At 31.4% G+C, this 26,979-nt stretch carries 18 protein-coding genes, 1 tRNA gene, 3 rRNA genes, 2 pseudogenes and 1 riboswitch; of the genes and pseudogenes, 4 read left to right on the forward strand and 20 right to left on the reverse strand.

Annotated features, from left to right (window positions below; all coding sequences use genetic code 11):
* Positions 1-39 precede the first annotated feature (39 nt).
* Positions 40-978, reverse strand: a complete 939-nt coding sequence (locus tag ACWPW7_RS02240) for a GNAT family N-acetyltransferase (protein ID WP_454052203.1) — start codon at positions 976-978, stop codon at positions 40-42.
* A gap of 15 nt (positions 979-993) precedes the next feature.
* Positions 994-2,166, reverse strand: a pseudogene (locus ACWPW7_RS02245) (MFS transporter).
* A gap of 536 nt (positions 2,167-2,702) precedes the next feature.
* Between ACWPW7_RS02245 and ACWPW7_RS02250 the strand changes: the two are divergent.
* Positions 2,703-3,899: a class I SAM-dependent methyltransferase gene (locus ACWPW7_RS02250; protein WP_454052204.1), complete on the forward strand. Its 1,197-nt coding sequence runs from the start codon at positions 2,703-2,705 to the stop codon at positions 3,897-3,899.
* Positions 3,900-3,917: 18 nt separating this feature from the next.
* On the opposite strand, the gene ACWPW7_RS02255 is transcribed toward ACWPW7_RS02250, so the two are convergent.
* From ACWPW7_RS02255 to ACWPW7_RS02295, 9 genes are all read right to left on the reverse strand, one after another.
* Positions 3,918-5,177, reverse strand: coding sequence for a sensor histidine kinase (locus ACWPW7_RS02255; RefSeq protein ID WP_454052205.1), 1,260 nt, complete (start codon positions 5,175-5,177; stop codon positions 3,918-3,920).
* A gap of 1,069 nt (positions 5,178-6,246) precedes the next feature.
* The gene (locus ACWPW7_RS02260) at positions 6,247-7,041 is read right to left on the reverse strand and encodes a tRNA threonylcarbamoyladenosine dehydratase (RefSeq protein WP_291560105.1); all 795 of its coding nucleotides are present in this window, start codon (positions 7,039-7,041) and stop codon (positions 6,247-6,249) included.
* Between the two features lie 204 nt (positions 7,042-7,245).
* On the reverse strand, positions 7,246-9,891 hold the full coding sequence (mgtA, locus tag ACWPW7_RS02265) for a magnesium-translocating P-type ATPase (RefSeq protein ID WP_454052206.1): 2,646 nt from the start codon (positions 9,889-9,891) through the stop codon (positions 7,246-7,248).
* Between the two features lie 374 nt (positions 9,892-10,265).
* Positions 10,266-10,426, reverse strand: a riboswitch (M-box (ykoK) riboswitch).
* Positions 10,427-10,641: 215 nt separating this feature from the next.
* Entirely contained in the window at positions 10,642-11,886 is a 1,245-nt protein-coding gene (locus tag ACWPW7_RS02270) for a DUF1015 domain-containing protein (RefSeq protein ID WP_454052207.1), read from the reverse strand.
* Positions 11,887-11,915: 29 nt separating this feature from the next.
* Positions 11,916-12,827 (reverse strand): D-2-hydroxyacid dehydrogenase, encoded by a 912-nt coding sequence (locus ACWPW7_RS02275; RefSeq protein ID WP_454052208.1) that lies wholly within the window; start codon positions 12,825-12,827, stop codon positions 11,916-11,918.
* Between the two features lie 158 nt (positions 12,828-12,985).
* Positions 12,986-14,062 carry a pyridoxal-phosphate-dependent aminotransferase family protein gene (locus ACWPW7_RS02280; RefSeq protein ID WP_454052209.1) on the reverse strand — a complete coding sequence of 359 codons (1,077 nt, stop codon included), beginning with the start codon at positions 14,060-14,062 and terminating at the stop codon, positions 12,986-12,988.
* 202 nt (positions 14,063-14,264) lie between these two features.
* The gene (locus ACWPW7_RS02285) at positions 14,265-14,450 is read right to left on the reverse strand and encodes a hypothetical protein (protein ID WP_454052210.1); all 186 of its coding nucleotides are present in this window, start codon (positions 14,448-14,450) and stop codon (positions 14,265-14,267) included.
* A gap of 357 nt (positions 14,451-14,807) precedes the next feature.
* On the reverse strand, positions 14,808-14,975 hold the full coding sequence (locus ACWPW7_RS02290) for a hypothetical protein (RefSeq protein ID WP_291568721.1): 168 nt from the start codon (positions 14,973-14,975) through the stop codon (positions 14,808-14,810).
* Between the two features lie 18 nt (positions 14,976-14,993).
* Complete coding sequence (locus ACWPW7_RS02295) at positions 14,994-15,677, reverse strand: hydrolase (RefSeq protein ID WP_454052211.1); 684 nt, start codon at positions 15,675-15,677, stop codon at positions 14,994-14,996.
* Positions 15,678-15,839: 162 nt separating this feature from the next.
* Between ACWPW7_RS02295 and ACWPW7_RS02300 the strand changes: the two genes are divergently transcribed.
* On the forward strand, positions 15,840-17,096 hold the full coding sequence (locus ACWPW7_RS02300; protein WP_454052212.1) for a DUF1576 domain-containing protein: 1,257 nt from the start codon (positions 15,840-15,842) through the stop codon (positions 17,094-17,096).
* 23 nt (positions 17,097-17,119) lie between these two features.
* Positions 17,120-17,437: a hypothetical protein gene (locus ACWPW7_RS02305; RefSeq protein WP_454052213.1), complete on the forward strand. Its 318-nt coding sequence runs from the start codon at positions 17,120-17,122 to the stop codon at positions 17,435-17,437.
* Positions 17,438-17,642: 205 nt separating this feature from the next.
* On the opposite strand, the gene ACWPW7_RS02310 is transcribed toward ACWPW7_RS02305, so the two are convergent.
* Both ACWPW7_RS02310 and sfsA read right to left on the reverse strand, forming a co-directional pair.
* A complete protein-coding gene (locus tag ACWPW7_RS02310; RefSeq protein WP_454052214.1) occupies positions 17,643-18,173 on the reverse strand; it encodes an NAD(+) diphosphatase in 531 nt (176 codons plus the stop codon).
* Positions 18,174-18,249: 76 nt separating this feature from the next.
* Positions 18,250-18,942 (reverse strand): DNA/RNA nuclease SfsA, encoded by a 693-nt coding sequence (gene sfsA / locus ACWPW7_RS02315; RefSeq protein WP_454052215.1) that lies wholly within the window; start codon positions 18,940-18,942, stop codon positions 18,250-18,252.
* A gap of 217 nt (positions 18,943-19,159) precedes the next feature.
* On the opposite strand from sfsA, the gene ACWPW7_RS02320 reads away from it, so the two are divergent.
* On the forward strand, positions 19,160-19,870 hold the full coding sequence (locus ACWPW7_RS02320) for a hypothetical protein (RefSeq protein ID WP_454052216.1): 711 nt from the start codon (positions 19,160-19,162) through the stop codon (positions 19,868-19,870).
* Between the two features lie 72 nt (positions 19,871-19,942).
* Here ACWPW7_RS02320 and ACWPW7_RS02325 read toward each other — a convergent pair.
* From ACWPW7_RS02325 to ACWPW7_RS02355, 7 genes and pseudogenes are all read right to left on the reverse strand, one after another.
* Positions 19,943-20,404, reverse strand: a pseudogene (locus tag ACWPW7_RS02325) (anti sigma factor C-terminal domain-containing protein); the annotation flags it as partial.
* A 36-nt stretch (positions 20,405-20,440) separates the two neighbouring features.
* On the reverse strand, positions 20,441-20,965 hold the full coding sequence (locus tag ACWPW7_RS02330; protein ID WP_454052217.1) for a sigma factor regulator N-terminal domain-containing protein: 525 nt from the start codon (positions 20,963-20,965) through the stop codon (positions 20,441-20,443).
* A 41-nt stretch (positions 20,966-21,006) separates the two neighbouring features.
* Positions 21,007-21,411, reverse strand: a complete 405-nt coding sequence (locus ACWPW7_RS02335) for an RNA polymerase sigma factor (RefSeq protein ID WP_454052218.1) — start codon at positions 21,409-21,411, stop codon at positions 21,007-21,009.
* 234 nt (positions 21,412-21,645) lie between these two features.
* Positions 21,646-21,721: transfer RNA gene (locus tag ACWPW7_RS02340), tRNA-Lys, on the reverse strand.
* A 32-nt stretch (positions 21,722-21,753) separates the two neighbouring features.
* Positions 21,754-21,871, reverse strand: a 5S ribosomal RNA gene (gene rrf / locus ACWPW7_RS02345).
* A 180-nt stretch (positions 21,872-22,051) separates the two neighbouring features.
* Positions 22,052-24,958: ribosomal RNA gene (locus ACWPW7_RS02350) — 23S ribosomal RNA — on the reverse strand.
* A 397-nt stretch (positions 24,959-25,355) separates the two neighbouring features.
* Positions 25,356-26,867 (reverse strand): 16S ribosomal RNA (locus ACWPW7_RS02355).
* The 16S, 23S and 5S rRNA genes sit together here with 1 tRNA gene alongside, the layout of an rRNA operon.
* Between the last annotated feature and the right edge of the window lie 112 nt (positions 26,868-26,979).

Below are 26,979 nucleotides of genomic sequence, written 5' to 3' on the forward strand. Positions count from 1 at the left end.
TAATACTACTATACTCTACAAAAGTAAACCCAATACTCATTATTTTATGTTTCTATAAAACACAACATGATCTTGCCATTTACCATTTATATATAAATATTCTTTGCTAATACCTAATTCCTGAAATCCACAGCTTTTCAATACTCTTTGCGATTTTTCATTAGATACCATTGTACTAGCCTCTATTCTATGAAGCTCTAATTCTTCATAAGCATAATCTATTGCAAGTTTTACCGCTTCTTTCATGTATCCTTTTCCTTGCTCATTCTCATCTATAGAGTATCCAATAAATGCATTTCTAAACACACCCATAACAATATTATTTATCTTAATTCTACCTATGAACTTTCCTTCTTTATAAATTCCAAAATGTACAGCTTGACCCTTTATAAATTGTTTATAACTTTCAATTAAACTTGTAGATTGCTCTTCTAAAGTATAAAAATTTTCATCTCTTAAAGGTTCAAAAGGGGTAAGATATTCCCTGTTTTTAACATAATAATTTAATATTTCCTCTGAATCTTCTGGAGTTAAGATCTTTAAGTATATGTTTTTCCCATGTAAAATTAATTCTTTTTCTATATAGTTTCTTTCATAACTATTTTTATTTATACCAAATAAAAGTTCATGCTCTAACTTTGATTTATGTATTATATTGTCTGATATAATTCCCTCAAGATCAAATCCTAAACTAGTAAAGGCATTTAAGTTAATATCTTCTCCACAAAGTACATTAACCTTATTTACTTTGTTATTCTTAAATAATATATTTAAAATAAGAGTAATAGTATCTTTTAAATAATCATAACTTTCCTCTTTACTTTTATAAAACTTCAGCCTAAACAAACAACTTCTGTTGTCACTATCTATTTCTATTATATATATTCTTCCTATAGTTATACCTAAACTATCCCTTATTATGTAATCTCTTCTACTTCCATTTGCTAAATTTAAACTAACCCATTTTCCTTTATTCATTATAAAATCCCTACCTTAAGCTAAAGTTTTTTTAGTATCTTTATAAATTAATGACACAAAGATTATAGATATTAGTAAACTCATAGGTATTATATAAAAAGCTAAATTTGAATTAATTAAATCATTAAGTTTAGCTATAATATTATTTAATACCATATTTATAATGCTTTCTGCAGTAATTATAACCCCTGTAATATATATTGCATCGTCCTTAAAAGTCTTACTTATAGTAATAACTACAGTAGGATAAGCTATAGAAAAAAATAACCCTGATATATAAACTAAAACTATGATATTACTACCTATTATTATCCTTGATACATATAAAATAAGTCCTATAAATAAAGACATCATTACTGAAATTAAGTATCCCCTTTTTTCTACCACAAAACCACCTAATAATCTTCCTACAGTAAGTGTAGTAAAAAATATTGATAAATATGTAGAGCTTTGTTTATAGCTAAAGCTTTCTTGTATAAAATTTACTAACCAATTTGATGTACCACTCTCTGCAAAACAATAAAAACCTAACGCAAGTACATAAAAATAAACCATCTTATTTTTAAAAATCCACAATAGATTTACTTTATTATTTCCTTTCTTTATATGTGCATGTGGTGCTTTAACGAATATAAATACTATAAAAGCAAGTGAGAAAAGTATAGCTATAACTAGATAAATGCTTCTCTAGTTTACTCCATTTTCTAATAAGCTACCGGTTGTATATTGTCCTACCGTTGAACCCAATCCATAACAAAAATGAGTAGCACTAATTATTATTGCTTGAAAACTCATGGCGACAATAGGTACAAGGGTATTAATACTAATGCTAAGTAGAGATATCCCAACATTTAATAAAAACATACATATTAGGAGCATAATATAACTTGATATCTGTGAAAATAAAAATAAAGTAATAGTACATATCCCCAACCCTAATAAGAATACTTTTTTCTGACCTATTTTTTCGCAAAGTAATCCATCTATATATGTAAAAGAAATATATCCTATGTATCCAATTGTAATCATATATCCTATGCTGGAATTATCTATTGAAAAATCTTCTTTGAATGTATGAATTAAAACACCCTTTATATTATCTGATATAGCTATTAAAATCATGATTATAAACATAAAAATTAATATCATCAAGCTATTTCTTTTTTTCAAATAAATCTTCCCCTTCAAATAATAATTATATAGTATAATTATTACTTATTGAATACTTCAATAGATTTGTAACATTATATTTTTAAAATTTAATATTGGATAAAATATATATAGATAAACTACATAAAAGGTCAATGTATAACTAATATCTACGCCATTAATATTTTAATTCAAGCTTAAAATAATGCACAATTGTGGTTGAAATTAATTCTTACAAATTAAATTCTTTAAAATTCACTTAAAAAACATAGATTTTTAACTATTTTCTAATAAAAGCTTATTATTTTTATTAGCATATGAAAGTAAATTCAATTAGCTTTGTAAATTAATCAGTTTAAAAATTCTCATGCTTTGCTGAGAATTCACCATAATCGTCCATTATCAATCGTCAATTCTCAATTTTATATTAATGTAAACTTAAATAATTTAATAACACAATTCTATGAATGTATAGATTAAACTTAAAAGTGGTACATCTATAATATACTTTATTCTTTTAGAAAATAAAGGATTTTGATATACTTATAATAAAAATAAGCGAGAGGTTTGATAACATGAATAAGGCTAATATTAATAAATTAAAACTCTTTTTAATGGGATTAGAAAATAGATTTGAGGAAAATAAGGCAATTTTCAAACATATAACAATTAATTATGCTGCTGGTTTAAAAGACTTTAAAGGTATAGCAAATTTTGAAGATGATAAATTAAATTATAACTTTAATGGAATAACAAAAGCTTTAACTATATCTGAACTATTTAATGAAGTGATAAAACAAGCTGAAAATTATGACTCTATATCTTTGACCTATAGCGAACGAGGAGAAGTTATTTTAATAACTGCTGATAATAAAAATGTAACTATGAAAACTGTGGATGTAGAAGATGAAGAGACCCTTTCTACACCTAATATTTCTAATAAAAAAGGTTTAAATTTCCAAGGCAATACTTCTACAATATTAAATAGAGATTATTATATAAAAGTAGGAAAAGCTGATTCACTTCTTAAAGAAATTGGAATAATGAGTAAAGAAGGTAAAATTAAGAATGATAAAATAAGAAAATATAATCAAATAGATCACTATGTAGAGCTTTTAGAGGGTATATTAGATGATTTGCCTAAAAATACTACTATAAATATATTAGATTGCGGTTGTGGTAAATCTTATTTATCTTTTGTACTTAACTACTATTTAACAGAAGTAAAAAAAAGAAAATGTCATTTTATAGGTTTGGACTATTCTGAAGGGGTTATTGAAAGTTCTAAAAAAATGTCACAAAACTTAGGATATAGAAATATGGAGTTTCATGCTATAGATATAAAAAACTATACACCAGATAAAAAAATTCATGTAGTTATATCTCTTCATGCTTGTGATACTGCAACAGATATGGCCTTAGCATTAGGAATAAAGGTAGATTCAGATATAATAATAGCAGTTCCATGCTGTCATAGAGAAATGTTAGACCAATATAGTTTTGAGCCCTTTAAATCTATATTAAAACATGGAGTATTTAAAGCAAGAATGGCAGATATATTAACTGATGGAATGAGAAGTTTAATGCTCGAAGCAAAAGGTTATGATGTTTCTGTAGTAGAATATATATCTCCATTAGAAACTCCTAAAAATTTAATGATAAGAGCTATAAAGAAAAGAGAAGAGAATCCTAAGGCAATGGACGAATATATGACGCTATTATCAAATCTTAATGTATACCCTGCATTGTATAACTTTTTAAATGAATGGTAGAAAAAAGCATGATTTTTATCATGCTTTTTTATTCTTTATTATTAATTTAAAAACAGTATAATTATCCTCTAGATATATCTGAGCATTTCCACCTGTACTCTCTACAATTCTTCTTACATTATAAAGGCCATATCCTCGCCCTTTTCCGCCTTTAGTAGAGAAACCTCTTTCAAATATTTTGTCTACATTTTCAGGTTGTACTGTTATTCCACTATTTCTAACTTCAATTATACTGCTATCTTCTTCTTCGTATATCTCTACTTCTATTAATTGATCCTCTTGATTTACAACTGCTTCAAAAGCATTATCAATTAAATTACTCAGTATCTCTGACATCTGAAAATCTTCTAATGGCATATTGTCTAGTGAACTTGTTATGCAATAGGAAAATCCAATGTTTTTCTTTTTTGCCTCTTGAAATTTACTATATATAATTGCTCTAATTATAGTATTATCTATGTATATTATTTTTTCTATATCCATCATAGAATTACTTAATTTTCCTATATAAGCTTTTATCTTATCTTTAACTTCTCTCTCATCACTGACCTGTGCTAATCCATTAATAATATTTAAATGATTCCTAAAGTCATGCTGCCGTTGTCTTATCTCTTCTGTTAGACTTTTTAATATATTATTATATTGTTCTTGTGCCTTAGCATTATTCTTTTGTTTTTCAATTTTAGTAACATAAGAATACATTAATATATTAAATATGAATATTGATGATATAAGAAAAATTATTTTAACCATATTTTTTAAAATTATATTTTCATCAAAATTCCATATTATTTTTAAAATTAATATATAGCTTAATAAGTTGATTACAAAAAAACCTACTGCTTTTTTATCTATATTTTCTATGTAGTAGATTTTATTCTTAAAAACAACGTTGCATATTATATATGTAAACACAAAAATGCTTAACTGAATTATTAAATTATAGCCATAGGTATTATTATAAGTTCCAATTAAAAATTTAAAAATACTTACACCTATTAATTGAAGTATTATATTTAAGGATAAAACTATTAAGAATTCTATACATGTTTTAATAATATTCTTTTTATGGACATATGAAATTAAAAGCAGTATAACTAATTGGCTTAAAATCACTTCAACATATATATTAAAGTTAATTAGTGACATAACTAATGTTCCTATAGCTATTATGAGAGTGTTCTTAAGCAAATAATTTCTTAGTCCTAGTTTCCTCCATAATATTAGCATACAAATTCCTTCAATAAAGCTAACTATAAACTCCTTAAGTATCTCCATTTGCTTATCCCCTTTTAATTAGCAGAGCTTATTAACCCCTAAGCCTTTCAACTACTAATTCCTTAAATTTATATCCCATATACGCTTTATCTTTATAATTATGAAAAGTTACACTATAAGATTCTGATGAGGCTTGCTCTAGTTTAACAACAAATCTAAGTTACAATATGAAATTTATGCTATTATATATCTATTAGCTAAAAAACCTCCTTTAAAGTTAAACCCTTTATTTTATACTTTTTTCTTGTTGAATATATAATACATACCCTAAAATCTACCCTAAAATCTACCCTAAAATATTATTTAACAAATATATCTTTAATGTATTTTCTTGCTTTAAATCAATTGTAGATTTACAATTTTAATATTATATGAAAAACCCACCTCATCAATTAAAAGATAACTCCACAGAAATAAATTCTTTTAAGAGATATCTAAGTTATAATTTTTTTATTTATTTTATATTATACAAATATATCAAAATTAAAGTTTCTATTAAAGAAAAACTATTAACCCTTTTTTAAACCTAAAATTTAAATTTTTTATATTTATTACCTTAGTAAAAATGTTATTATTTATTATTAATATATTCGAAATCCCAAAACCACATTGCTTTAATACCATCTTTCAAAATTCCATCCTCAGCTATAACAATATTATTATGTAAAATCATTTAAATATTTCCATACCTTAATTCTATTATAGAAAAGGTATTTTTTCAATTTTTTTCAAGTACTGTTTTAATTTGTTTGAAATAAACATCTTGCTACTAAAACGTTTTTATTTTCTAAAAGCCCCAGTTTTACTAGCTATTTGTTATTTATTAAATAATACAAATAATGTATTATTTCGTCTAATTAATTTGATATAAATGTTAAAAAAACTATATTTATTACATTAAATTCAAAAATATATCATTATGCATAAATTGTTTACCATAATAAATATTTATTAGATTTTATACATAACAAAATGCAGATTAACTATACTTTATAATCTGTGTTTCTATTTATCTATAGGAAAGAAAATAACTAGCATACTGACTAGTTATTTTGTAAAATATTTCAAATTATAATTTTAATACTTTCTTACTGTCTTCTATTCTAAGAACTTCTTCTATTAAATCGTTTATAACTTCCCCACCTATTATCATTCCCGCAACTGGTGGTACAAACGATATGCTTCCTGGTATTTGTCGTTTTGCAGTACATTTTTTAGAACCACCAGTACATACACAACCTGTTTTGCAAGTTATAACATCTTCTGTTTTAGGTTTTCTTGGCATCTCTTCAGAATATAGCACTTTAGCTTTTTTAATTCCTCTTTTTCTAAGCTCATGTCTCATTACTTTGGCTAATGGGCATATCTTTGTATCATATATATCTGCTATTTTAAATTGAGTAGGATCTAGCTTATTACCTGTACCCATAGAACTTAATATTGGTATGCTTTTTTCATCACAATAAACTATTAAAGCTATTTTAGATGATACTGTATCTATAGCATCTACTACATAATCTACATCATCTGTAATTATCTCTTGAATATTATCTTTAGTTACAAAGGTTTGATGAGTTATAACATTACATTTAGGATTTATTTCAAGAACTCTATTTTTCATAGTTTCTACTTTGCTTTTTCCTATAGTTTTATAGGTTGCATGTATCTGTCTATTTATATTAGTTAAACATATTTCATCATCATCTATTAATATAAGTGTTCCTACACCGCTTCTTGCTAATGCTTCTGTAGTAAAGCTTCCAACTCCACCTATTCCAAATATTACAACTTTACTTTCTTTTAACTTATCTAATGAAGCTTTTCCAATTAAAAGCTCTGTTCTTGACAGTGAATGTTGAGCCACAAAATCACTCCTTTATTTTTTTCTTATAAACATATTAAATAATAATTCTTTTCAATTGAATTATCAAGAGAAATGTTATTAATCAAATATATTCTTATATTTGATTCTCATATTATTAATTGTAATATACAGGTATCTATATGCTACTAAAAAACTCAAACATTCATTATAGAATGTTTGAGCTCTTTAATATAATTATTTTAATTATAACCATCTATTAAATTTTTTAATATACATAGTTTTTACTATTTGAGTTAGTATACAATAGGATAAAAGATTTCCAATAAGCCATGGAAAATAGGATAATGGTAATGCTTGAAGTCCTATTGATGCCCCAAAAGAAGTAAATGGTATAAATATACCTACTACAACTATAACACCTGTTAATAATAAAACTGGAGCTGTTGCTCTACTTTGAATAAATGGTATTTTCTTAGTTCTAATCATATGAACCACTAAAGTTTGTGATAATAGTCCTTCTACAAACCAACCAGATTGGAATAATGCTTGCATTGCTGGAGTATTTGCCTTAAATACAAACCACATTACTAAATAGGTAATTATATCAAATATAGAACTTATTGGTCCTATAAAAATCATAAACCTACTAATATCATCTGCATTCCATTTCCTTGGCTTTTTCAAATATTCTTGATCCATAGTATCCCATGGAATTGATATTTGAGAAATATCATAAAGTAAGTTTTGTACTAAAAGATGAATAGGAAGCATTGGTAAGAATGGTAAAAATGCACTAGCAATTAATACACTAAATACATTCCCAAAGTTTGAGCTTGCAGTCATTTTAATATACTTTATTATATTTCCGAAAACTCTTCTTCCTTCTATTACCCCTTCTTCAAGTACCATTAGATTTTTTTCAAGTAAAATTATATCTGCTGATTCCTTTGCTATATCTACCGCAGTATCTACTGATATACCTACATCAGCCTGACGAAGAGCTGCAGCATCATTGATGCCATCTCCCATAAATCCTACAGTATGCCCTTTATTCTGTAATACTTTAATAATTCTTGACTTTTGAAGTGGAGAAAGCTTAGCAAATACATTAGTGTTATCTACTAATTTTGACAATTCCTCATCATTGATTTTTTCTATATCAGAGCCAAGAAGTATATTATCTACTATTAAACCAACTTCTTTACATATCTTTTTCGTTACTGCATCATTATCACCAGTTAATACTTTTACATTTACTCCATTTTCTTTTAATGCTTTTATTGCTTCTGCTGCTGACTCCTTTGGTGGATCCAAGAATCCTATATATCCCATAAGGACCATATTGCTTTCATCCTTTATACTGAATGTGTTTTCGTCAGGAATATCATTTTTTTGTGCAACTGCAATAACTCGCATACCTTCATTATTTAATTTAGTAACCATATTAAGAACTTTATTCTTTATTTTTTCTGTAAGTTCTACTACTTCTCCGTTATATTCTGCAAAAGTACATATTGAAAGCATTTCTTCAACGGCACCCTTTGTTACAAGTTGTCTTTTTCCATCCTTATTTTTTAATACCACTGACATTCTTCTTCTTGAAAAGTCAAATGGGATCTCATCAACTTTCATATAATTTTTTTCAAGTTCATTAAAACCTTGATCTTTTCCATGTTCTAATATTGCAACATCCATTAAATTACGAAGTCCAGTTTGATAAAAACTATTTAAATAAGCATGTCTCAATACTCTTATATCTTCTTCTCCATTAATATTTAAATGTCTTTCTACAACTATCTTGTCAAGAGTAAGAGTACCTGTTTTATCAGTACATAATACATCCATAGCTCCAAAGTTTTGTATAGCATCTAGTTTTTTTACTACAGTTTTACGCTTAGCCATTGAAACAGCACCCTTAGCAAGATTGGAAGTTACAATCATAGGAAGCATTTCAGGTGTAAGTCCTACTGCAATAGATACTGCAAAAAGAAGTGCTTCTAACCATCTACCTGTGGTTATTCCGTTTATAAAAAATACTATAGGTACCATTATAAGCATAAATTTTATAAGTAATACACTTACACTATTTACACCTTTTTCAAAGCTTGTTTTAACTCTTGGTCCTGAAAGTGAAGATGCCATAGAACCAAAGTAAGTATCATCTCCTGTTGCAATTACTACAGCGGTTGCACTTCCACTAATAATATTTGTCCCTAATAAACAAATATTATCAAGTTCAGTTACTCCCAAATCCTTATCCTTTTCTTTTAAATTTGGATATTTTTCAACAGGCTCTGATTCCCCAGTAAGTGATGACTGACTAACAAACAAGTCTTTACTTGCTATTATTCTTATATCAGCAGGTATCATATCACCTGCAGCAAGGTACACTATATCTCCCGGAACAATTTCTACTATATCTATTTCTTTTTTTCCCATATCTTGTCTATCAACTAATGTAGTAGTTTTTACTAATGCCTTTAATTTTTCTGCTGCTTTACTAGATTTAAATTCTTCAGAAAATTTTAATAATCCGCTAATGATTACCATTATACTAATGATTATTACCGTTATATAACTTTTGTCTTCTGGTGCAGCAAGAATAATATCAGTTATTAAGGATACAACGGCAAGTACTACTAATACTATGATAAATGGATTTATAAAAGCTTTAATTAACTCTATAAACCATGGTGTTGGTCTTTCATATGCTATTTGATTTAGTCCATATTCTTCAATTCTATCTTCTATATCTGTGTTAGATAGTCCATTAATATCTGTGTTAAGTTCTTTATAAATTTTTTCTAAATTCATCTTACTAAAACTAATAAGTCTGTTTACAGAATTTTCTACTCGCTTTTCTATATTCATATTTCTTTTTTTAATCATAATTCACACCTCCAAATTCTAAAAAAGACAATAAAAAACTAAAGGTTAATAAAAATATTTTTTAAACCTTTTTAAAATAGTATTTAATTTGAGGCCAATAAATATACGAATTATATTCAATAAAGAAACAGTGAAGATAATAAATTTGATTAACAAAAATGCATATATTTTAAGAAGATATATTTGATAGGTTTTATCAAACTCCTGTGAGAAAAAATAGAGTTTGACATTAAATGTCCATTATTCTTTAAATATATATCGTTACCTCCACTGTCCGTACTACTACTGCCAGCCTCCATTCTTTCCACCTCCTGAAAATTCAAAATAAATTAAAAAAACCTCGTCAAAACTTAAACATGACGAAGGCATTATAAACAACACTTTCTCGTCCAAGTTTTGGCTCTGCAAGGCAATGAAATTGCATTAGATTAAGCCTTCTTTGTTCGGCAAAACCTGCTAACCAGTTAAGAATGTTTCCACTCTTTCACGGCAGCAACCCGTATCCTTGTAGTAACCTCACCTACCGAGGTATATTTAATTTTCACTATTATTGTATTCTTATCAATTATATATGTCAACGTTTATTTTATTAAATTACGTTAAGATTATGTTAAGTTACTAATTCATCTAATAAGTTATCTATAACAATTAGCTTTCTTTGGAATTATTATTAATAGTATTTCAATAAAATATATCTCATAAAAGACTCAAACATTCATACAAAATGTTTGAGTCTTTTATAAAATATATTTATTTTAGCTCGTGAACGAATATTCCACTTCTTAGTTTTGGTTCAAACCAAGTTGATTTTGGTGGCATAACTTCTCCTGCATCAGCTATGTTCATAAGTTCAACTATACTTGTAGGGTACATTGAGAATGCTACTTTCATACCATTATCAACTCTTTTTTCAAGTTCTTTAAGTCCTCTTATTCCACCAATAAAATCTATTCTATCACTAGTTCTTGGATCTTCTATACCAAGTAATGGCCTTAATAGATTATTTTGTAATATTGAAACATCTAAACTTGCTACTGGATCTTTCTCATCAAAAGTCTCCTTTTTAGCAGTTAACTTATACCACTTTTTATCTAAGTACATTCCAAAAGTACCTTTTTCTTCTGGTTTATATTGATTACAACAGTTATAAGCCTCCATATCAAACTTTTCAGATACCTTGCTTAAAAACTCCTCTGTAGAAAGATCATTTAAATCTTTTACAACTCTATTATAATCCATAACATATAAATCTTCCGCCGGGAAAATTACAGATAAAAAGAAATTGAATTCCTCTTCTCTAGTATATTGTGGATTTTGCTCTCTTCTTAATTGTCCAACTTTAACAGCTGATGCTGCTCTATGATGACCGTCAGCAATATATAAATATTTAACTTCTTTAAATAAATTTTCTAATTTACCTACAGTATTTTTATCATTTATAACCCATACAATATGAGTTATTCCATCTTCTGAAACAAAATTATATTCCGGCTCTTTTTTAGTCCATTCTATAACAATTTTATCAATTTCAGATACATTCTTATAAGTTAAAAATATTGGACCTGTATTTGCATTACAATAATCAACATGATTAATTCTATCTTGCTCTTTCTCTGCCCTTGTATGCTCATGTTTTTTGATTATATCTTTCATATAATCATCGATAGAAGTGCATCCTACTATACCTGTTTGAACTCTTCCATCCATTATTTGTCTATATATATACATACAAGATTCATTATCTCTTATATATACTTTTTCATCTATCATGTTATAAAGATTTTCTCTAGCCTTTTCATAAACAATCTTATCATATTGATTTATACTTGGTTCTAGGTCTATTTGAGCTTTATCAACATGCAAGAAAGAGTATGGGTTTCCTTTTACCATCTCTCTTGCTTCTTCAGTGTTCATAACATCATAAGGTAGTGCAGCAACTTTATCTACCAACTCTTTTTGTGGTCTTATCCCTTTAAACGGTCTTACTACAGCCATTTTTCGTCCTCCTCTGTATTTTTAGAATATTATTTAAAGAATTCAGTAATAATACTTACTATTTCTTCTCCAATTCTTGTTTGAGCTTCAACAGTTGAAGCACCTATATGTGGTGTAACAGATACCTTAGGGTGATTTACAAGCTCAGTATTTTTAGTTGGTTCTTCCGCAAATACATCTATTCCTGCTGCTTTTATTTTACCACTATTTAAAGCTTCTATTAATGCTGCTTCATCAACAACTCCACCTCTAGCACAATTAATTAAATATGCTCCATCTTTCATCATATCAAATTGAGCCTTACTTATAGTAGCACCTTTATCTTTTGCAAATGGAATGTGTAAAGATAAATAATCTACTTGTGGTAATAATTCTTCTAGAGTAGCATATTCAAATTCATTGCATCCTTCGACTTTACCACTTCTATTTGTATATATAACTCTCATTCCTAATGCATTTGCTCTTTTAGCTAATTCTTTAGCAATTCTTCCGAAACCTATCAAACCAAGAGTTTTTCCACTTATCTCAGTTCCTTCATATTTTTTCTTGTCCCATTTTCCTTCTCTCATAGAAACATTAGATATGTTTACAAATCTTGTAATAGCAAACATATGAGCAAGTGCTAACTCTGCTACTGATGCACTACTTGCATTTGGAGTATTAGCAACCTTTATTCCCTTTCCTTCAGCATAAGCCACATCTATATTATCAACACCAACGCCACCACGAATTATAAGTTTTAATCTTCCAGCTTCAGCAGCCTTATCTATAATAGGCTGTCTAACTTTTGTTGCACTTCTTACTACTACAACATCAAATTCTTTAAGAGCATTTCCTAAATCTTCTGGTTCATAGAACTGTTCTACTACTTCAAATCCTTTGGATTTTAAACTTTCAACACCACTGACTTCCATACCGTCTGTAACCAATATTCTTATCATAATTATACCCCCAATTTATCTATTTTTTTAATAATTATTTTTAATAATAGAAATAAAAGTATTCAATGATTTATTAGTAACAACTATTCTTTTAATGCCTAATGTAAATTAAGAATGAAAAATCAAACAATTTTTCATTCTTAATCTTCTATTTAAAGTTATTTAAGTCCTAATATTTCATCAATTACTTTTAATAATTCTACTAATTCTTCTGGCTTTGTCTCTGCCATATGTGCTATTCTAAAAGTCTTGTCCTTAAGTTTTCCATAACCATTAGAGATTTGATATCCTCTTTCTCCTAATGCTTTATTTAAAGCAGCTATATCAATATTTCTTGTATTTTTAATATTAGTTAATGTATTTGACATATATGGCTCTTGTGGTAATATTTCAAAATGTTTTGCTGCCCATGCTCTAACTATTTTAGCACCTTCTATATGTCTATTATATCTATTTTCTAAGCCCTCTTTATTTATAATTTTATCTAGTTGATATTCTAATGCAAACATATGTGATAATGATGGAGTTGAAGGATATTGATAATCTTTCTTTTGTATATATTCATACAATCCTAATAAATCTAAATAAATCCCTCTATTCGGAACTTGTTTAGCTCTTTCAATAGCCTTCTTAGAGAATGTACACATTGACATTCCTGGAGGAAGTCCTATAGCTTTTTGAGTTGAAGTTATACAAATATCCACGCCCCATTCGTCAACCTTTAATTCAGTTCCTGCTGCAGAGCTTACTGTATCTAAACAAAATACTACATCTGGATATTTTTTAACTACTTTAGCTATTTCATCAAGTGGATTCATGATACCTGTAGAAGTCTCATTATGAGTTACTGTTATTAAATCATATTTTCCAGTAGCTAGTACTTCATCTACTTGCTCTGGAGTTGTCGCAGTACCCCATTCAACTTCAAATTTATCAGCTGGAACACCATTAGCAACAGCCATATCATGCCATCTGTTGCCGAAAGCTCCTACTGAAAATATAGCAGCTCTTTTTGCAGTACATGAACGTACAGCACCTTCCATTAGCCCACTACCTGAAGTTGTTGAAAGTAATATTTCTTCCTTAGTATTAAATATCACTCTCATATAGTCGCTTATAGCTCTTTGAACTCTTGAAGCCTCTTTGCTTCTATGTCCTATCATAGGAGTCGCCATTTTTTCCAGTACATCTGGCGCTACATCTACTGGACCAGGTATAAATAATCTTTTATGCATAACAAACCCTCCATATTCGTATTGGTATAAACCCCTTATTTATAATTTTAAGTTAACCTTAAAAACAATATTATTTTACCATTTATCAGAATATTCATCAAGTTATGAATATAGTAACTTAATATAATTTATTTTATATTGCAAATATTTTTAATTTTTTAATATTTATAATGCTATATTTAAGTTCTTAATAAAATATCAATTAATTAATACGTATATTGTCGTAAATGCCATTAAATAAATTTTTGATACAATGGCCTCTAACATAATTTTTGCAATTACTACAACTTTGACTTGATTCTACAAAACTCATCATAGAAAACGTACTTCTTCCTTGATAGCCATGGCAATTTTGTGCAACTCTCATCTTTATTTCACTTGATATCACAGTTGACGCCTCCAATCTTAATTATACTATTTAAAATTAACTTTATAACCTTATTTTCTATTTTAAATGCATTTTTATTCATCTATAAAATATATAAATAGTTATAGTATATAATAAATTTTTTAATTTAAGCTTATAAAATAAAGTGGTTAAAGAAAGATTAGAGGGGTATTTTGTATAAGATAAGAAGACCAAACCCACTAATAGTGACGCTATAAGTAGATTTAGTTGACGAAACATGATACAAAATATACTAATTAGTTATTTTTTGAAAGATACTTTAATATGGTCACTGCTTTTTCCTCTTTAAAATATAAAACTCTTTGGTAGTGTTTTATTTGCCACTACCAAAGAGTTTTATATTTCTATAATTGATTCAGTTTCTCTACAGTACTTAGTTATTATACACTGCGCTAAATTTCTTGGGCAATTTTTGCACATGCAATTATTTACTTTCCCATCACAATCATTAGAAATATATTCTGGGCACTTTTTACAATTAAAAACTACAATATCTGCTTTCATTAAATATTTCCTCGCAAACTACTCTTCTTGTTCTAATTCATACCTATTTCTATGAGCAATCATTATTTCATTTAGTATATCTCCCGTATTAGGTGGAGTATACGTTATAGCATTGGCACCAGCTTCAATAGTTTCTCTAATACTATTTTCATTTGGTCCTCCTGTTGCCATTATCGGGAATTCTGGATATTTTTCCCTTATTTGCCTAACTATATATGGTGTTCTTTTAGCACCTGATACATTTAATATTGTAACACCAGCTTTTATTCGTGACTCTATATCTTCAAATTCTGAGACAATTGTCACTATTATAGGAATATCTATTGTTTCTCTCATTTTTTTAATAACTTCATTAGGAGTAGAAGAGTTAACTACAACCCCCATGGCACCTTTAAATTCAGCATCTAATGCTAGGTTTATTACTCTTTTTCCCGTTGTAATAGCACCTCCAACTCCACAAAAAACTGGAACATCTGATGCTAAAAGAAGTGCCTCTGTTATTCTCGGCTGAGGAGTAAAAGGATATACTGCAATTACTGCATCTGCATTTGTATTCTTAATAACAGCTACATCTGTGGAAAATACAAAACTTTTTAATCTTTTACCAAAAATAATAATACCACTTGCATCTCTGATAACCTTAGGAAGTTCAATCATATGACTTCTTAATAATCCTTTAAATTCTGGCACATGTTTTCTCATTTTTTTCTCCTTTCCGTATAATTTTTAAACTGATTAGTATAATTAATATTATATTATTATAACACTTTAAACAATTATTTTTTACTAAAATTTATATTAGTTGTATATTCATCTGTGATATACTATATTCACAAAAATTTAAGTGCCCATGAGGAGGAGTATATGTATAAACGAATTGAAAAAAGTGCATATTTTCCCTATTATTTTATTTTAGGATATTGTCTATTAATAGCAATAATTGCATTTTTTCTTCAAAGCCCTAAAGATATAATGATAGGATTAAGAAAAATTATTCTTGAATCAGACGTTTTAATAACTGATTATATTGAATTATCTGGCATTGGAGCCTCATTTATAAATTCAGCCTTAGTAATAACAAGCTTGATTATTTTATTACTTATTCTCAAGGTTGAACCTAATGGTGCTATATTAGCTGGTTTATTTACCACTGCTGGTTTTTCATTATTTGGGAAAAATATTTTAAATATCTGGCCTATAGTCATAGGTATATTTCTATACTCTAAATCACAAAAATTGCCATTTACCAACTTTATAGTAATAATGCTCTTTGGAACTACCTTATCTCCAACAGTTGGTGAATTATTTTTTTCAGATTTCTTACCTTTTTATTTATCAATTATAGTTAGTTTATCTATAAGTATTTTTTTAGGATTTATATTAGCTCCTATGGCTTCTTATACCTTAAGACTTCATCAAGGCTATAGTCTAGCAAATGTAGGATTAGCTGGCGGTCTAATTGGTACAGGTCTAACCTCAATCTTTAGAGCTTTTGGAGTGGAGTTTGAAAAAAAACTTTTATGGTCAACTGGTAATAATACGCTTCTATTCTTAATACTATTATTCCTCTTTGTCACAATGATATTAATAGGATATTTTTCGGATAAAAAATGTTTAAAAAATTTATTTATGTTATATAATTATTCTGGAAGATTAGTAAGCGATTATTACTCTATATTTGGAAAAAGTCTTACATTTATTAATATGGGTATGCTTGGTATTTTTGCAACAGCTTTTGTAATGGCTATTGGAGGAGATTTAAATGGTGCAACTGTTTCAGGTATATTTACAGTAGCAGGATTCGGAGCTTTTGGAAAGCATTTAAAAAATATATTTCCAGTTATAATAGGTGCAACTATTTCTGCACTATTAAATGTATGGGATATAACTTCACCAGGTATGGTTTTAGGTATACTATTTAGTACTACTTTGTGTCCTATTGGAGGACATTTTGGATGGTACTATGGAGTTTTATCTGGTTTTTTACATATATGTATGGTAATGAATATAGGATATCTTCATGGTGGAATGAATTTATATCATAATGGTTTCGCTGCTGGTTTTGTAGCTATGATATTAGTGCCACTAATAACTGCATTCAGAAAGGAGCAAGAAAACTAATGAAACATATTAACCAAAGGAATATGAAAATAGTAGATGAAATTATGATGTTTTGTCTTAATCATGGTGGTCATAATATAGATTTAAATTTAAAAAGAGAAGAGAAAAAAACTACTATTTTTATAAAAGCACATATAAATAATTTACCAAAGAATATCTTTAATGAAATTAAATCATCCTTATCTACCCCAAGAAGACCTGAAATGGAAGAATATTATTGGAATTTAAATGGAGATGATGATACTGATTGTGAACTTGCATTAGTAGGAATGATGACAGATGATGTTAATATAGAATATAATAATAATGAGCTTAAAATTGAATTAGTAAGATTAACTTAAGTAATTAATAACTTAAAAAGCTTCTTAACTATGCTAAGAAGCTTTATTTTATAATTCCACATAATGGTTATTTTACGAAATTTAAAACCATCTCTTCAAATAACTTAAAAATTCTTATATCAAAAATAAATTTTAAAGATCTCTTGCTCTAATCTTTTATATAAAACTTTTAATACTAGCTGAAAAGTATTTAGATTGTTAACTCTTAATTAAATTGCCAATTATATGTGCATGCTTTACTTTCTATTTTAAGTTCATCTAATATATGTTTAACTACATTTTTTCCTACTTTATCCTCTACCATTTCACAAAGAGCTATATCTAAATCATGCCAACCTACCCATTCTACTTCTGAAGATTTATTTATTTCTCCATCTTCATATTTTGCTACAAAAGTAAGCATTAATAAGTCTTTATCTTCTATACATTGACTCCCTAAATATTTAATATTTCCTATGGTAATTCCTGTTTCCTCTTTAACCTCCCTATAAACAGTCTCCTCTACTGTTTCTCCATTTGTAACATACCCTGATACCAAAACCTTAGAATTTTTAAATATATAACTTTGCTTTAAAAGAAGTATTTCTGTATCTTTTACTACTGCTACTACTACACAAGGCTTAGGTGTATTAAAGAAAAATATATCATCATTTTCACAGTATGGCACTGTTCCTTCATCCCAACTACTTCTTTCAATAAGCTTATTTCCACAAATAGGACAATAATTATAAATCATAAAATCTCCTCTTTCTTACCCTTATTTCTTAAATTTAAACTTATCACTCTTAGTTTATCATTTTTAAGCTTTTAAATTATAGTATAACCTTAACTTCTTTACTTAAAGTTATAAAGTCATCTCCAACTCCACATTCATAAGCAAAAATATCTACTCCCTTTGATTTTGCATATCTTAATGCTTCCCCAAACTCTTTATCCATTTTATCATGAGGAGAAAAGCTTTCAATATCATTCATTTGAATTAAAAATAGAACTCCTGCTCCTCTTCCTGTATGTTTTACATCTACTAATTCTAATAAATGCTTTCTCCCTCTCTCCGTAGGAGCATCAGGAAACATAGTTTTTTTATCTTCTTCAAGAGTTACTCCCTTTACTTCTAAATAATATTCTTCTCCATTATCATTACTTAACTTAAAATCAAACCTACTATTTCCAAATGTTTTTTCTCTACTTATGATATTATACTTTTTTAAAGAAGGTATATTTCCCAATTTTAGTGCTTCCTCTACTACTTTATTGGGAATATGTGAGTCTATATTTATAAGCTTATCTCCTTTATATCCTGCAATAAGGTCATACCTTGTTTTTCTAGTAGGTGCATTTTCCTCTCTTAATACCACAGTACACCCTGGAATCAATATCTCCTTACATCTTCCTGTATTAGGTACATGTACTAACTCTTCTTTACCATCTATGATAACATATCCTTGAAATCTATTTGGTCTTCTTATAAACTCAGTTTTTAGTATATTATTATTAATTTTCATATTGCCATCTCCATAAATTTTTATTTTATTTAAACTCTATCTGTATTAATATTGTAATATTGATGTAAAATTATAATGTAAAATATGTAACATATAAATTTTATTTGTAACAAATATGTAATAATTATATAATTTATTTGTAACTTATATAATTAGCTGTTTGTATATAATAAGATTATAAAACATTATGCTCGAAAAATATATGGAGGAATGTATTATGAAAGGCTGCAATAAAAAAGTTATTATTGCTATATTAATTCTCTTTGTTATATCAATACTAACCTTTGTGTTTTTTAAGAAAAATGTTCTTAAAGTAGCTTATGGCGAAAACATTTCCCATGCTAAGGATAAAGTATTATATAAATTTTTTAAATTACAAGAAAATACTACTTTATATTATAGTGGAAGTCTAGAATACGTAGAAGAGATAAACGTAAATAGTACAGAAAGTAATGATAATGAAACTATAGTTAACATATCTGGTAAAGTAATTCCTATGAGTGATGAGGGTCTAGATGAGTCAAAGTTAAATATAAAACTTAGTTATATCCTTGATGGTACCTCTGTAAGACAAATTATTGAGAACCCTAATGATATGCATTCTCAATCTATAATTAAGGATAGTAAAATTCTTGTATCACCTTTAGCTGTAGATAATACTTGGATTGAAAACTTTAATTATAAATCTAAAGAATATACTGCATCTACTAAGATAATAAATATAGGTGAAAATGAAGAAGGTAAAAAGATAATAGAGACGGAAACTACAGTTAATAACATTGAAGGTTTTGGAAATAATACTTACAGAGAAATTAAAACTTATACTGAAGGTTTAGGTCTTACTAATTTCACAAGAACTTTACCTAGTTTTGGGGACAGTCAAACTCCTTGTTTTGACTTTACAAAAGAATTGTTTAAAATAGAGTAAAGCGTGACTAATAATCACGCTTTTTTATTGCTTTATATTTTATTATTATCTAAAAGTACTTTTCTTTAAATTTTAAAATTTATCCACAATTACACCAAAACTTGATGCTTTTATCCACGGTTTATCCCTAAGTGTGGATAAAGATTTTTTATCCCCAGTAACTACTACCCCTATTATTCTAATTTTTTCTGCATCTACATTTCCATTGCTATCTTCTAATATTTCAAATATGTTTTTATACTTCTCTCTATATTCTTTATCTAAATATTGTAGATTCGAAATAAATCCTCTTTCTGGCTCTTTATAGCGAATATTTGATGAATCACTTTCCTTAAATCCAATCATCTCATCAGATGTTTCTAATAACATTCTATCTGGATTATTAACATCATTCATTTTAATTATTTCTTCTTTATTAAATGTATCTACCCAATACCAACCCAGATCTATATTTTCAGGAATCAATTTTTGAACTTCACTAACTGAATAATCCCTATCAAAAGATAGTGCCATTTCTATGTTTTTACTATCTTCTAATTCATCTAATAAATTTAAATCATTATTATACTTTTAAAAACTAACTTTGGGATGGTAAAACTTCATTAATCTATGACCTAAACCATTATATACTGTTTTTTCTTCTATGTCTTTAGGATTTTCTGATAATCTAGGTAGAATATCTACAGTATACTCGAATTTTCCATTATTCTTATTCAAAAATCCATAATTATATTTAATACCGCCTAAGCTTACCCGTACTCCATTTACGTATTTATTATATCCAGTAATAGATTGTCCTGAAAAAAATCCTATCTGACTGCCAGTACCACTAAATTCAATATTAGGAGATGAAATATTTAAATAATATGTATTTTGTCGTACCATTTTATCATCTAAATACTCCAAATAATAATAATTACAAAAACGAGTAATTACTAGACAAACAAAGAATACAAATACTATTTTAAATAATGACTTTATTTTTGTTATCCTAATAGATCTTTTGATTTTTTTATCACTGAATATATCTTCTATATTTTCTTTTTCAATATTAGATGCTAATTCTTCATTTATATTTTTATTATCTTTCTCCACTACCTTTCCCTCCATATTCCACTTTAAAACTTTTTCTAGCTCTATAAAGATATATCCTTATAGGATAATCCAATATCATATTTAAGTATCAATAAATTTCTATAGGTTGGATTTAATTTATTTAATATAGATTCTATATCTATTTGATCATTATATTGAGTGCTAAATTCACTAAAAATAGAAGTTATAAAATTTTTATCATCTATATTTACAGAAGGATATTTGGATCTTTTTCTGTATAAGTCATAATATTTATTTAAAGCTACTTTAAATAACCATGAACTAATTTTATTTATATCAATAGCATCAATATACTCTATAGTTTTACACATGGTATCTTGTATAATATCCTCAGCATCATGATGACTACAACCTATTTTTAAAAGATACTTATATATTATTTTCATATCATCTTTGAACAATTTATTTATTAATTCATCATTCATTTAACTCTCCCATATACAACTATTTTGCTATATTAAGCAATCTTAAATGTACATTCATATATATAACGATCAATTATATAAAAAGTAAACAATATATTTCAAAATAAAATATTTTATTATCTTTATAATATCCTAATAAATAAAAGAAGCATCTTATTGAAGTTGCTTCTTTTATTATTGAGTATCTATCTGTTAATTACAATAAAAAAATCCTTAGTACAATGTACTAAGGACTGGTGGCTCACCGGGGGATCGAACCCCGGACACCATGATTAAAAGTCATGTGCTCTACCGACTGAGCTAGTGAACCATATTGTTAGCTAAGTTTTCTTAGCTAACACTACCTGGCAACAACCTACCCTCCCACACAGTCTCCCGTGCAGTACTCTCGGCGTCCTAAGGCTTAACCTGCCTGTTCGGAATGGAAAGGGGTGTTACCCTTAGGACCATCATCACCAGATCTAAATTTGCTATAAACATCGTACTACTTCGTCAACTACATTCGCTCTGGTACTCATTTACCGTAGTAAACTCCGCTCCTCACTCATTTGTTTCCTTGTATTACTCGTTTCTATCAAATTTTAAAAATTTTATAAACTTCAAAGAAATTATTCTCTGAAAATTGCACAGTGAAATCAATTAGGTCAAGCCCTCGACTTATTAGTATGAGTCAGCTGAACATGTTGCCATGCTTACACCTCTCACCTATCAACCTGGTGTTCTTCCAGGAGTCTTACTAACTTATGTTATGGGAAATCTCATCTTAGGGGGGGCTTCACGCTTAGATGCTTTCAGCGTTTATCCCTTCCAGACATAGCTACCCAGCTGTGCCACTGGCGTGACAACTGGTGCACCAGAGGTCTGTCCATCCCGGTCCTCTCGTACTAAGGACAGCTCCCTTCAAATTTCCTACGCCCGCGACGGATAGGGACCGAACTGTCTCACGACGTTCTGAACCCAGCTCGCGTGCCGCTTTAATGGGCGAACAGCCCAACCCTTGGGACCTACTTCAGCCCCAGGATGCGACGAGCCGACATCGAGGTGCCAAACCTCCCCGTCGATGTGGACTCTTGGGGGAGATCAGCCTGTTATCCCCGAGGTAGCTTTTATCCGTTGAGCGATGGCCCTCCCACGAGGAACCACCGGATCACTAAGCCCGACTTTCGTCCCTGCTCCACTTGTCTGTGTCGCAGTCAGGCTCCCTTCTGCCTTTGCACTCTTCGAACGATTTCCGACCGTTCTGAGGGAACCTTTGGGCGCCTCCGTTACTTTTTTGGAGGCGACCGCCCCAGTCAAACTGCCCACCTAACAATGTCCCGTGACCTGATTCAAGGCCTCCGGTTAGAATTCCAGTACTATCAGGGTGGTATCCCAAGGATGACTCCACAAAGGCTGACGCCCTTGCTTCCAAGTCTCCCACCTATCCTGTACAGATAGTACCGAAACTCAATGCTAAATTGCAGTAAAGCTCTACGGGGTCTTTCCGTCCAATCGCGGGTAGCAAGCATCTTCACTTGCACTACAATTTCGCCGGATTTGCTGTTGAGACAGTGCCCAAATCATTACGCCATTCGTGCGGGTCGGAACTTACCCGACAAGGAATTTCGCTACCTTAGGACCGTTATAGTTACGGCCGCCGTTTACTGGGGCTTAAGTTCATGCCTTCGTTTGCACTAAGCAATCCCCTTAACCTTCCAGCACCGGGCAGGCGTCAGCCCCTATACATCAGCTTTCGCTTTAGCAGAGACCTGTGTTTTTGCTAAACAGTTGCTTGGGCCTATTCTCTGCGGCCTACTTGCGTAGGCACCCCTTCTCCCGAAGTTACGGGGTCAATTTGCCGAGTTCCTTAACAGCAATTCTTCCGATGGTCTTAGGATTCTCTCCTCACCTACCTGTGTCGGTTTGCGGTACGGGCACTAACTTCCTCCATAGAGGCTTTTCTTGGCAGCGTGGAATCAGATACTTCACCCTTAAAGGGTTTCCCCATCACGCCTCAGCTAATGTAGGTGGATTTGCCTATCCTACATACCTAAACGCTTAGACTAGCATCCAATAGCTAGCACATCTTATCCTCCTGCGTCACCCCATTTGTAATAACGTCTGCTAGTGGTACAGGAATATCAACCTGTTGTCCATCACCTACGCCTTTCGGCCTCGGCTTAGGTCCCGACTAACCCTGAGCGGACGAGCCTTCCTCAGGAAACCTTAGGTTTTCGACCGACAGGATTCTCACCTGTCTCTCGCTACTTATGCCAACATTCTCACTTCTGCATCGTCCACCGCTCCTTTCGGTACGACTTCAGCCAATGCAGAAAGCTCCTCTACCGCGTACACATAGTGTACACCCATAGCTTCGGTGGTAAGTTTTAGCCCCGGACATCTTCGGCGCAGGATCTCTTGACTAGTGAGCTATTACGCACTCTTTGAATGAGTGGCTGCTTCTAAGCCAACATCCTAGTTGTCTTAGAAATCCCACATCCTTTACCACTTAACTTACACTTTGGGACCTTAGCTGATGGTCTGGGCTGTTTCCCTTTTGACTACGGATCTTATCATTCGCAGTCTGACTGCCGAAATACAAGTATATGGCATTCGGAGTTTGATAAGGTTCGGTAAGCGATATGCCCCCTAGCCTATTCAGTGCTCTACCTCCATTACTTAATTAATCGACGCTAGCCCTAAAGCTATTTCGAGGAGAACCAGCTATCTCCGAGTTCGATTGGAATTTCTCCGCTATCCACAGCTCATCCCATGGTTTTTCAACACCAACGTGGTTCGGTCCTCCACGAGATTTTACTCTCGCTTCAACCTGGCCATGGATAGGTCACCCGGTTTCGGGTCTACGACATGCAACTTTGCGCCCTATTCAGACTCGGTTTCCCTTCGGCTCCGTACCTTAAGTACTTAACCTCGCTACATATCGTAACTCGTTGGCTCGTTCTACAAAAAGCACATCGTCACACATATAAAGTGCTTCGATCGGTTGTAGGCACAGGGTTTCAGGTTCTATTTCACTCCCCTTCCGGGGTTCTTTTCACCTTTCCCTCACGGTACTTCTCCACTATCGGTCACTAGGTAGTATTTAGCCTTGGGAGGTGGTCCTCCCTGCTTCCCACAAGGTTTCACGTGTCTCGTGGTACTCTGGATCAGAACTTAAGGTCTTCTCGTTTCACTTACAGGTCTATTACCTTCTACGGAGTAGCTTTCCAGCTATCTTCAGTTACAATAGCCACCTCTTTTATGTTCTGTCCTCAACCCCCAAGCCAAAGGCTTAGGTTTGGGCTCTTTCCCTTTCGCTCGCCGCTACTTAGGAAATCGATTTTTCTTTCTCTTCCTCCGGGTACTTAGATGTTTCAGTTCCCCGGGTTTACCTCTATATACCTATGTATTCAGCATATAGTACATGGCGTAGCCATGTGGGTTCCCCCATTCGGAAATCTTTGGATCACAGACTATTTGCGTCTACCCAAAGCTTATCGCAGCTTATCGCGTCCTTCTTCGGCTCCTAGTGCCAAGGCATTCACCCTGCGCCCTTTGTAGCTTGACCTATCAAAATAAATATAAGCTTCGTATTACTTCGTCAACTTCAGTCACTGCGGTGCTCACTTACCTTAGTAAGTTCTGCTCCTCGTTCCTTCGTTTCCTTGTACTACTCGCTTCTATTTGATTTTATAAAGTTTCATTAACTTTATAAAAATGTCTTATACAAATTCGCATAAATAGAATTCAAAAACTTTAGTTTTTAAATTTATTTTTGTTTGTCTTGACGAAATTGTTTATTTATCTTTTAATTTAAAAGGATATTTAAACAAATATTTTCACTGTGCAATTTTCAAAGAACAATTGAGCTTTTCCTTTGTCCCGTAGGACCTTGGTCGCTCAAAATTAAACAGAGTATAGTACCAGTGTTCGTAGAAGAGTTACCAACTACGTCGACTCCCTAGAAAGGAGGTGATCCAGCCGCAGGTTCTCCTACGGCTACCTTGTTACGACTTCACCCCAATCACTAATCCCACCTTCGGCCGCTGGCTCCTTACGGTTACCTCACGGACTTCGGGTGTTACCAGCTCTCATGGTGTGACGGGCGGTGTGTACAAGGCCCGGGAACGTATTCACCGCGACATGCTGATTCGCGATTACTAGCAACTCCGGCTTCATGTAGGCGAGTTTCAGCCTACAATCCGAACTGGGATTGGTTTTTTAAGTTTAGCTCCACCTCGCGGTCTTGCATCTTGTTGTACCAACCATTGTAGCACGTGTGTAGCCCTAGACATAAGGGGCATGATGATTTGACGTCATCCCCACCTTCCTCCCGGTTAACCCGGGCAGTCTCACTAGAGTGCTCAACTTAATGGTAGCAACTAATGATAAGGGTTGCGCTCGTTGCGGGACTTAACCCAACATCTCACGACACGAGCTGACGACAACCATGCACCACCTGTCTCCCTGCCCCGAAGGGCTTCCCTCATTACAGGTAATTCAGGGGATGTCAAGTCTAGGTAAGGTTCTTCGCGTTGCTTCGAATTAAACCACATGCTCCGCTGCTTGTGCGGGCCCCCGTCAATTCCTTTGAGTTTTAATCTTGCGATCGTACTCCCCAGGCGGAATACTTATTGTGTTAACTGCGGCACAGAAGGGGTCGATACCTCCTACACCTAGTATTCATCGTTTACGGCGTGGACTACCAGGGTATCTAATCCTGTTTGCTCCCCACGCTTTCATGCCTCAGCGTCAGTTACAGTCCAGAAAGCCGCCTTCGCCACTGGTGTTCTTCCTAATCTCTACGCATTTCACCGCTACACTAGGAATTCCGCTTTCCTCTCCTGCACTCTAGACACCCAGTTTCAAATGCAGCACCCAAGTTGAGCTCGGGTATTTCACATCTGACTTAAATGTCCGCCTACGCATCCTTTACGCCCAGTAAATCCGGACAACGCTTGCCACCTACGTATTACCGCGGCTGCTGGCACGTAGTTAGCCGTGGCTTCCTCATATGGTACCGTCATTATCTTCCCATATGACAGAACTTTACAACCCTAAGGCCTTCTTCATTCACGCGGCGTTGCTGCGTCAGGGTTTCCCCCATTGCGCAATATTCCCCACTGCTGCCTCCCGTAGGAGTCTGGACCGTGTCTCAGTTCCAATGTGGCCGATCACCCTCTCAGGTCGGCTACGCATCGTCGCCTTGGTGAGCTGTTACCTCACCAACTAGCTAATGCGCCGCGGGTCCATCTCATAGCGGATTGCTCCTTTGGTATAAAAGTCATGCGACCTTCATACGTTATGCGGTATTAATCTCCCTTTCGGGAGGCTATTCCCCTCTATGAGGCAGGTTACCCACGTGTTACTCACCCGTCCGCCGCTAATCCACTCCCGAAGGAGCTTCATCGCTCGACTTGCATGTGTTAGGCACGCCGCCAGCGTTCGTCCTGAGCCAGGATCAAACTCTCAATTTAAAAGTTTGTATCTTGATTGCTCAAGTAAAGTTTGCTGACTATTAATAGTCATTTTAAGTTTCTTTCGAAACTCAATGAATTAACTGGTTTTACCTATTTCTCTGTTTAATTT

This window comes from Clostridium sp. Marseille-Q7071, from assembly GCF_965112025.1.

Coding starts and splice junctions, on each gene's coding strand:
- sfsA (WP_454052215.1), bottom strand. CDS start 18,942: ATGAAAATTAATAATAATATACTAAAAACTGAGTTTATAAGAAGACCA.
- ACWPW7_RS02255 (WP_454052205.1), bottom strand. CDS start 5,177: ATGGAGATACTTAAGGAGTTTATAGTTAGCTTTATTGAAGGAATTTGT.
- ACWPW7_RS02300 (WP_454052212.1), top strand. CDS start 15,840: ATGTATAAACGAATTGAAAAAAGTGCATATTTTCCCTATTATTTTATT.
- ACWPW7_RS02240 (WP_454052203.1), bottom strand. CDS start 978: ATGAATAAAGGAAAATGGGTTAGTTTAAATTTAGCAAATGGAAGTAGA.
- ACWPW7_RS02280 (WP_454052209.1), bottom strand. CDS start 14,062: ATGCATAAAAGATTATTTATACCTGGTCCAGTAGATGTAGCGCCAGAT.
- ACWPW7_RS02290 (WP_291568721.1), bottom strand. CDS start 14,975: ATGAAAGCAGATATTGTAGTTTTTAATTGTAAAAAGTGCCCAGAATAT.
- ACWPW7_RS02320 (WP_454052216.1), top strand. CDS start 19,160: ATGAAAGGCTGCAATAAAAAAGTTATTATTGCTATATTAATTCTCTTT.
- ACWPW7_RS02310 (WP_454052214.1), bottom strand. CDS start 18,173: ATGATTTATAATTATTGTCCTATTTGTGGAAATAAGCTTATTGAAAGA.
- ACWPW7_RS02335 (WP_454052218.1), bottom strand. CDS start 21,411: ATGAATGATGAATTAATAAATAAATTGTTCAAAGATGATATGAAAATA.
- mgtA (WP_454052206.1), bottom strand. CDS start 9,891: ATGATTAAAAAAAGAAATATGAATATAGAAAAGCGAGTAGAAAATTCT.
- ACWPW7_RS02270 (WP_454052207.1), bottom strand. CDS start 11,886: ATGGCTGTAGTAAGACCGTTTAAAGGGATAAGACCACAAAAAGAGTTG.
- ACWPW7_RS02250 (WP_454052204.1), top strand. CDS start 2,703: ATGAATAAGGCTAATATTAATAAATTAAAACTCTTTTTAATGGGATTA.
- ACWPW7_RS02275 (WP_454052208.1), bottom strand. CDS start 12,827: ATGATAAGAATATTGGTTACAGACGGTATGGAAGTCAGTGGTGTTGAA.
- ACWPW7_RS02305 (WP_454052213.1), top strand. CDS start 17,120: ATGAAAATAGTAGATGAAATTATGATGTTTTGTCTTAATCATGGTGGT.
- ACWPW7_RS02295 (WP_454052211.1), bottom strand. CDS start 15,677: ATGAGAAAACATGTGCCAGAATTTAAAGGATTATTAAGAAGTCATATG.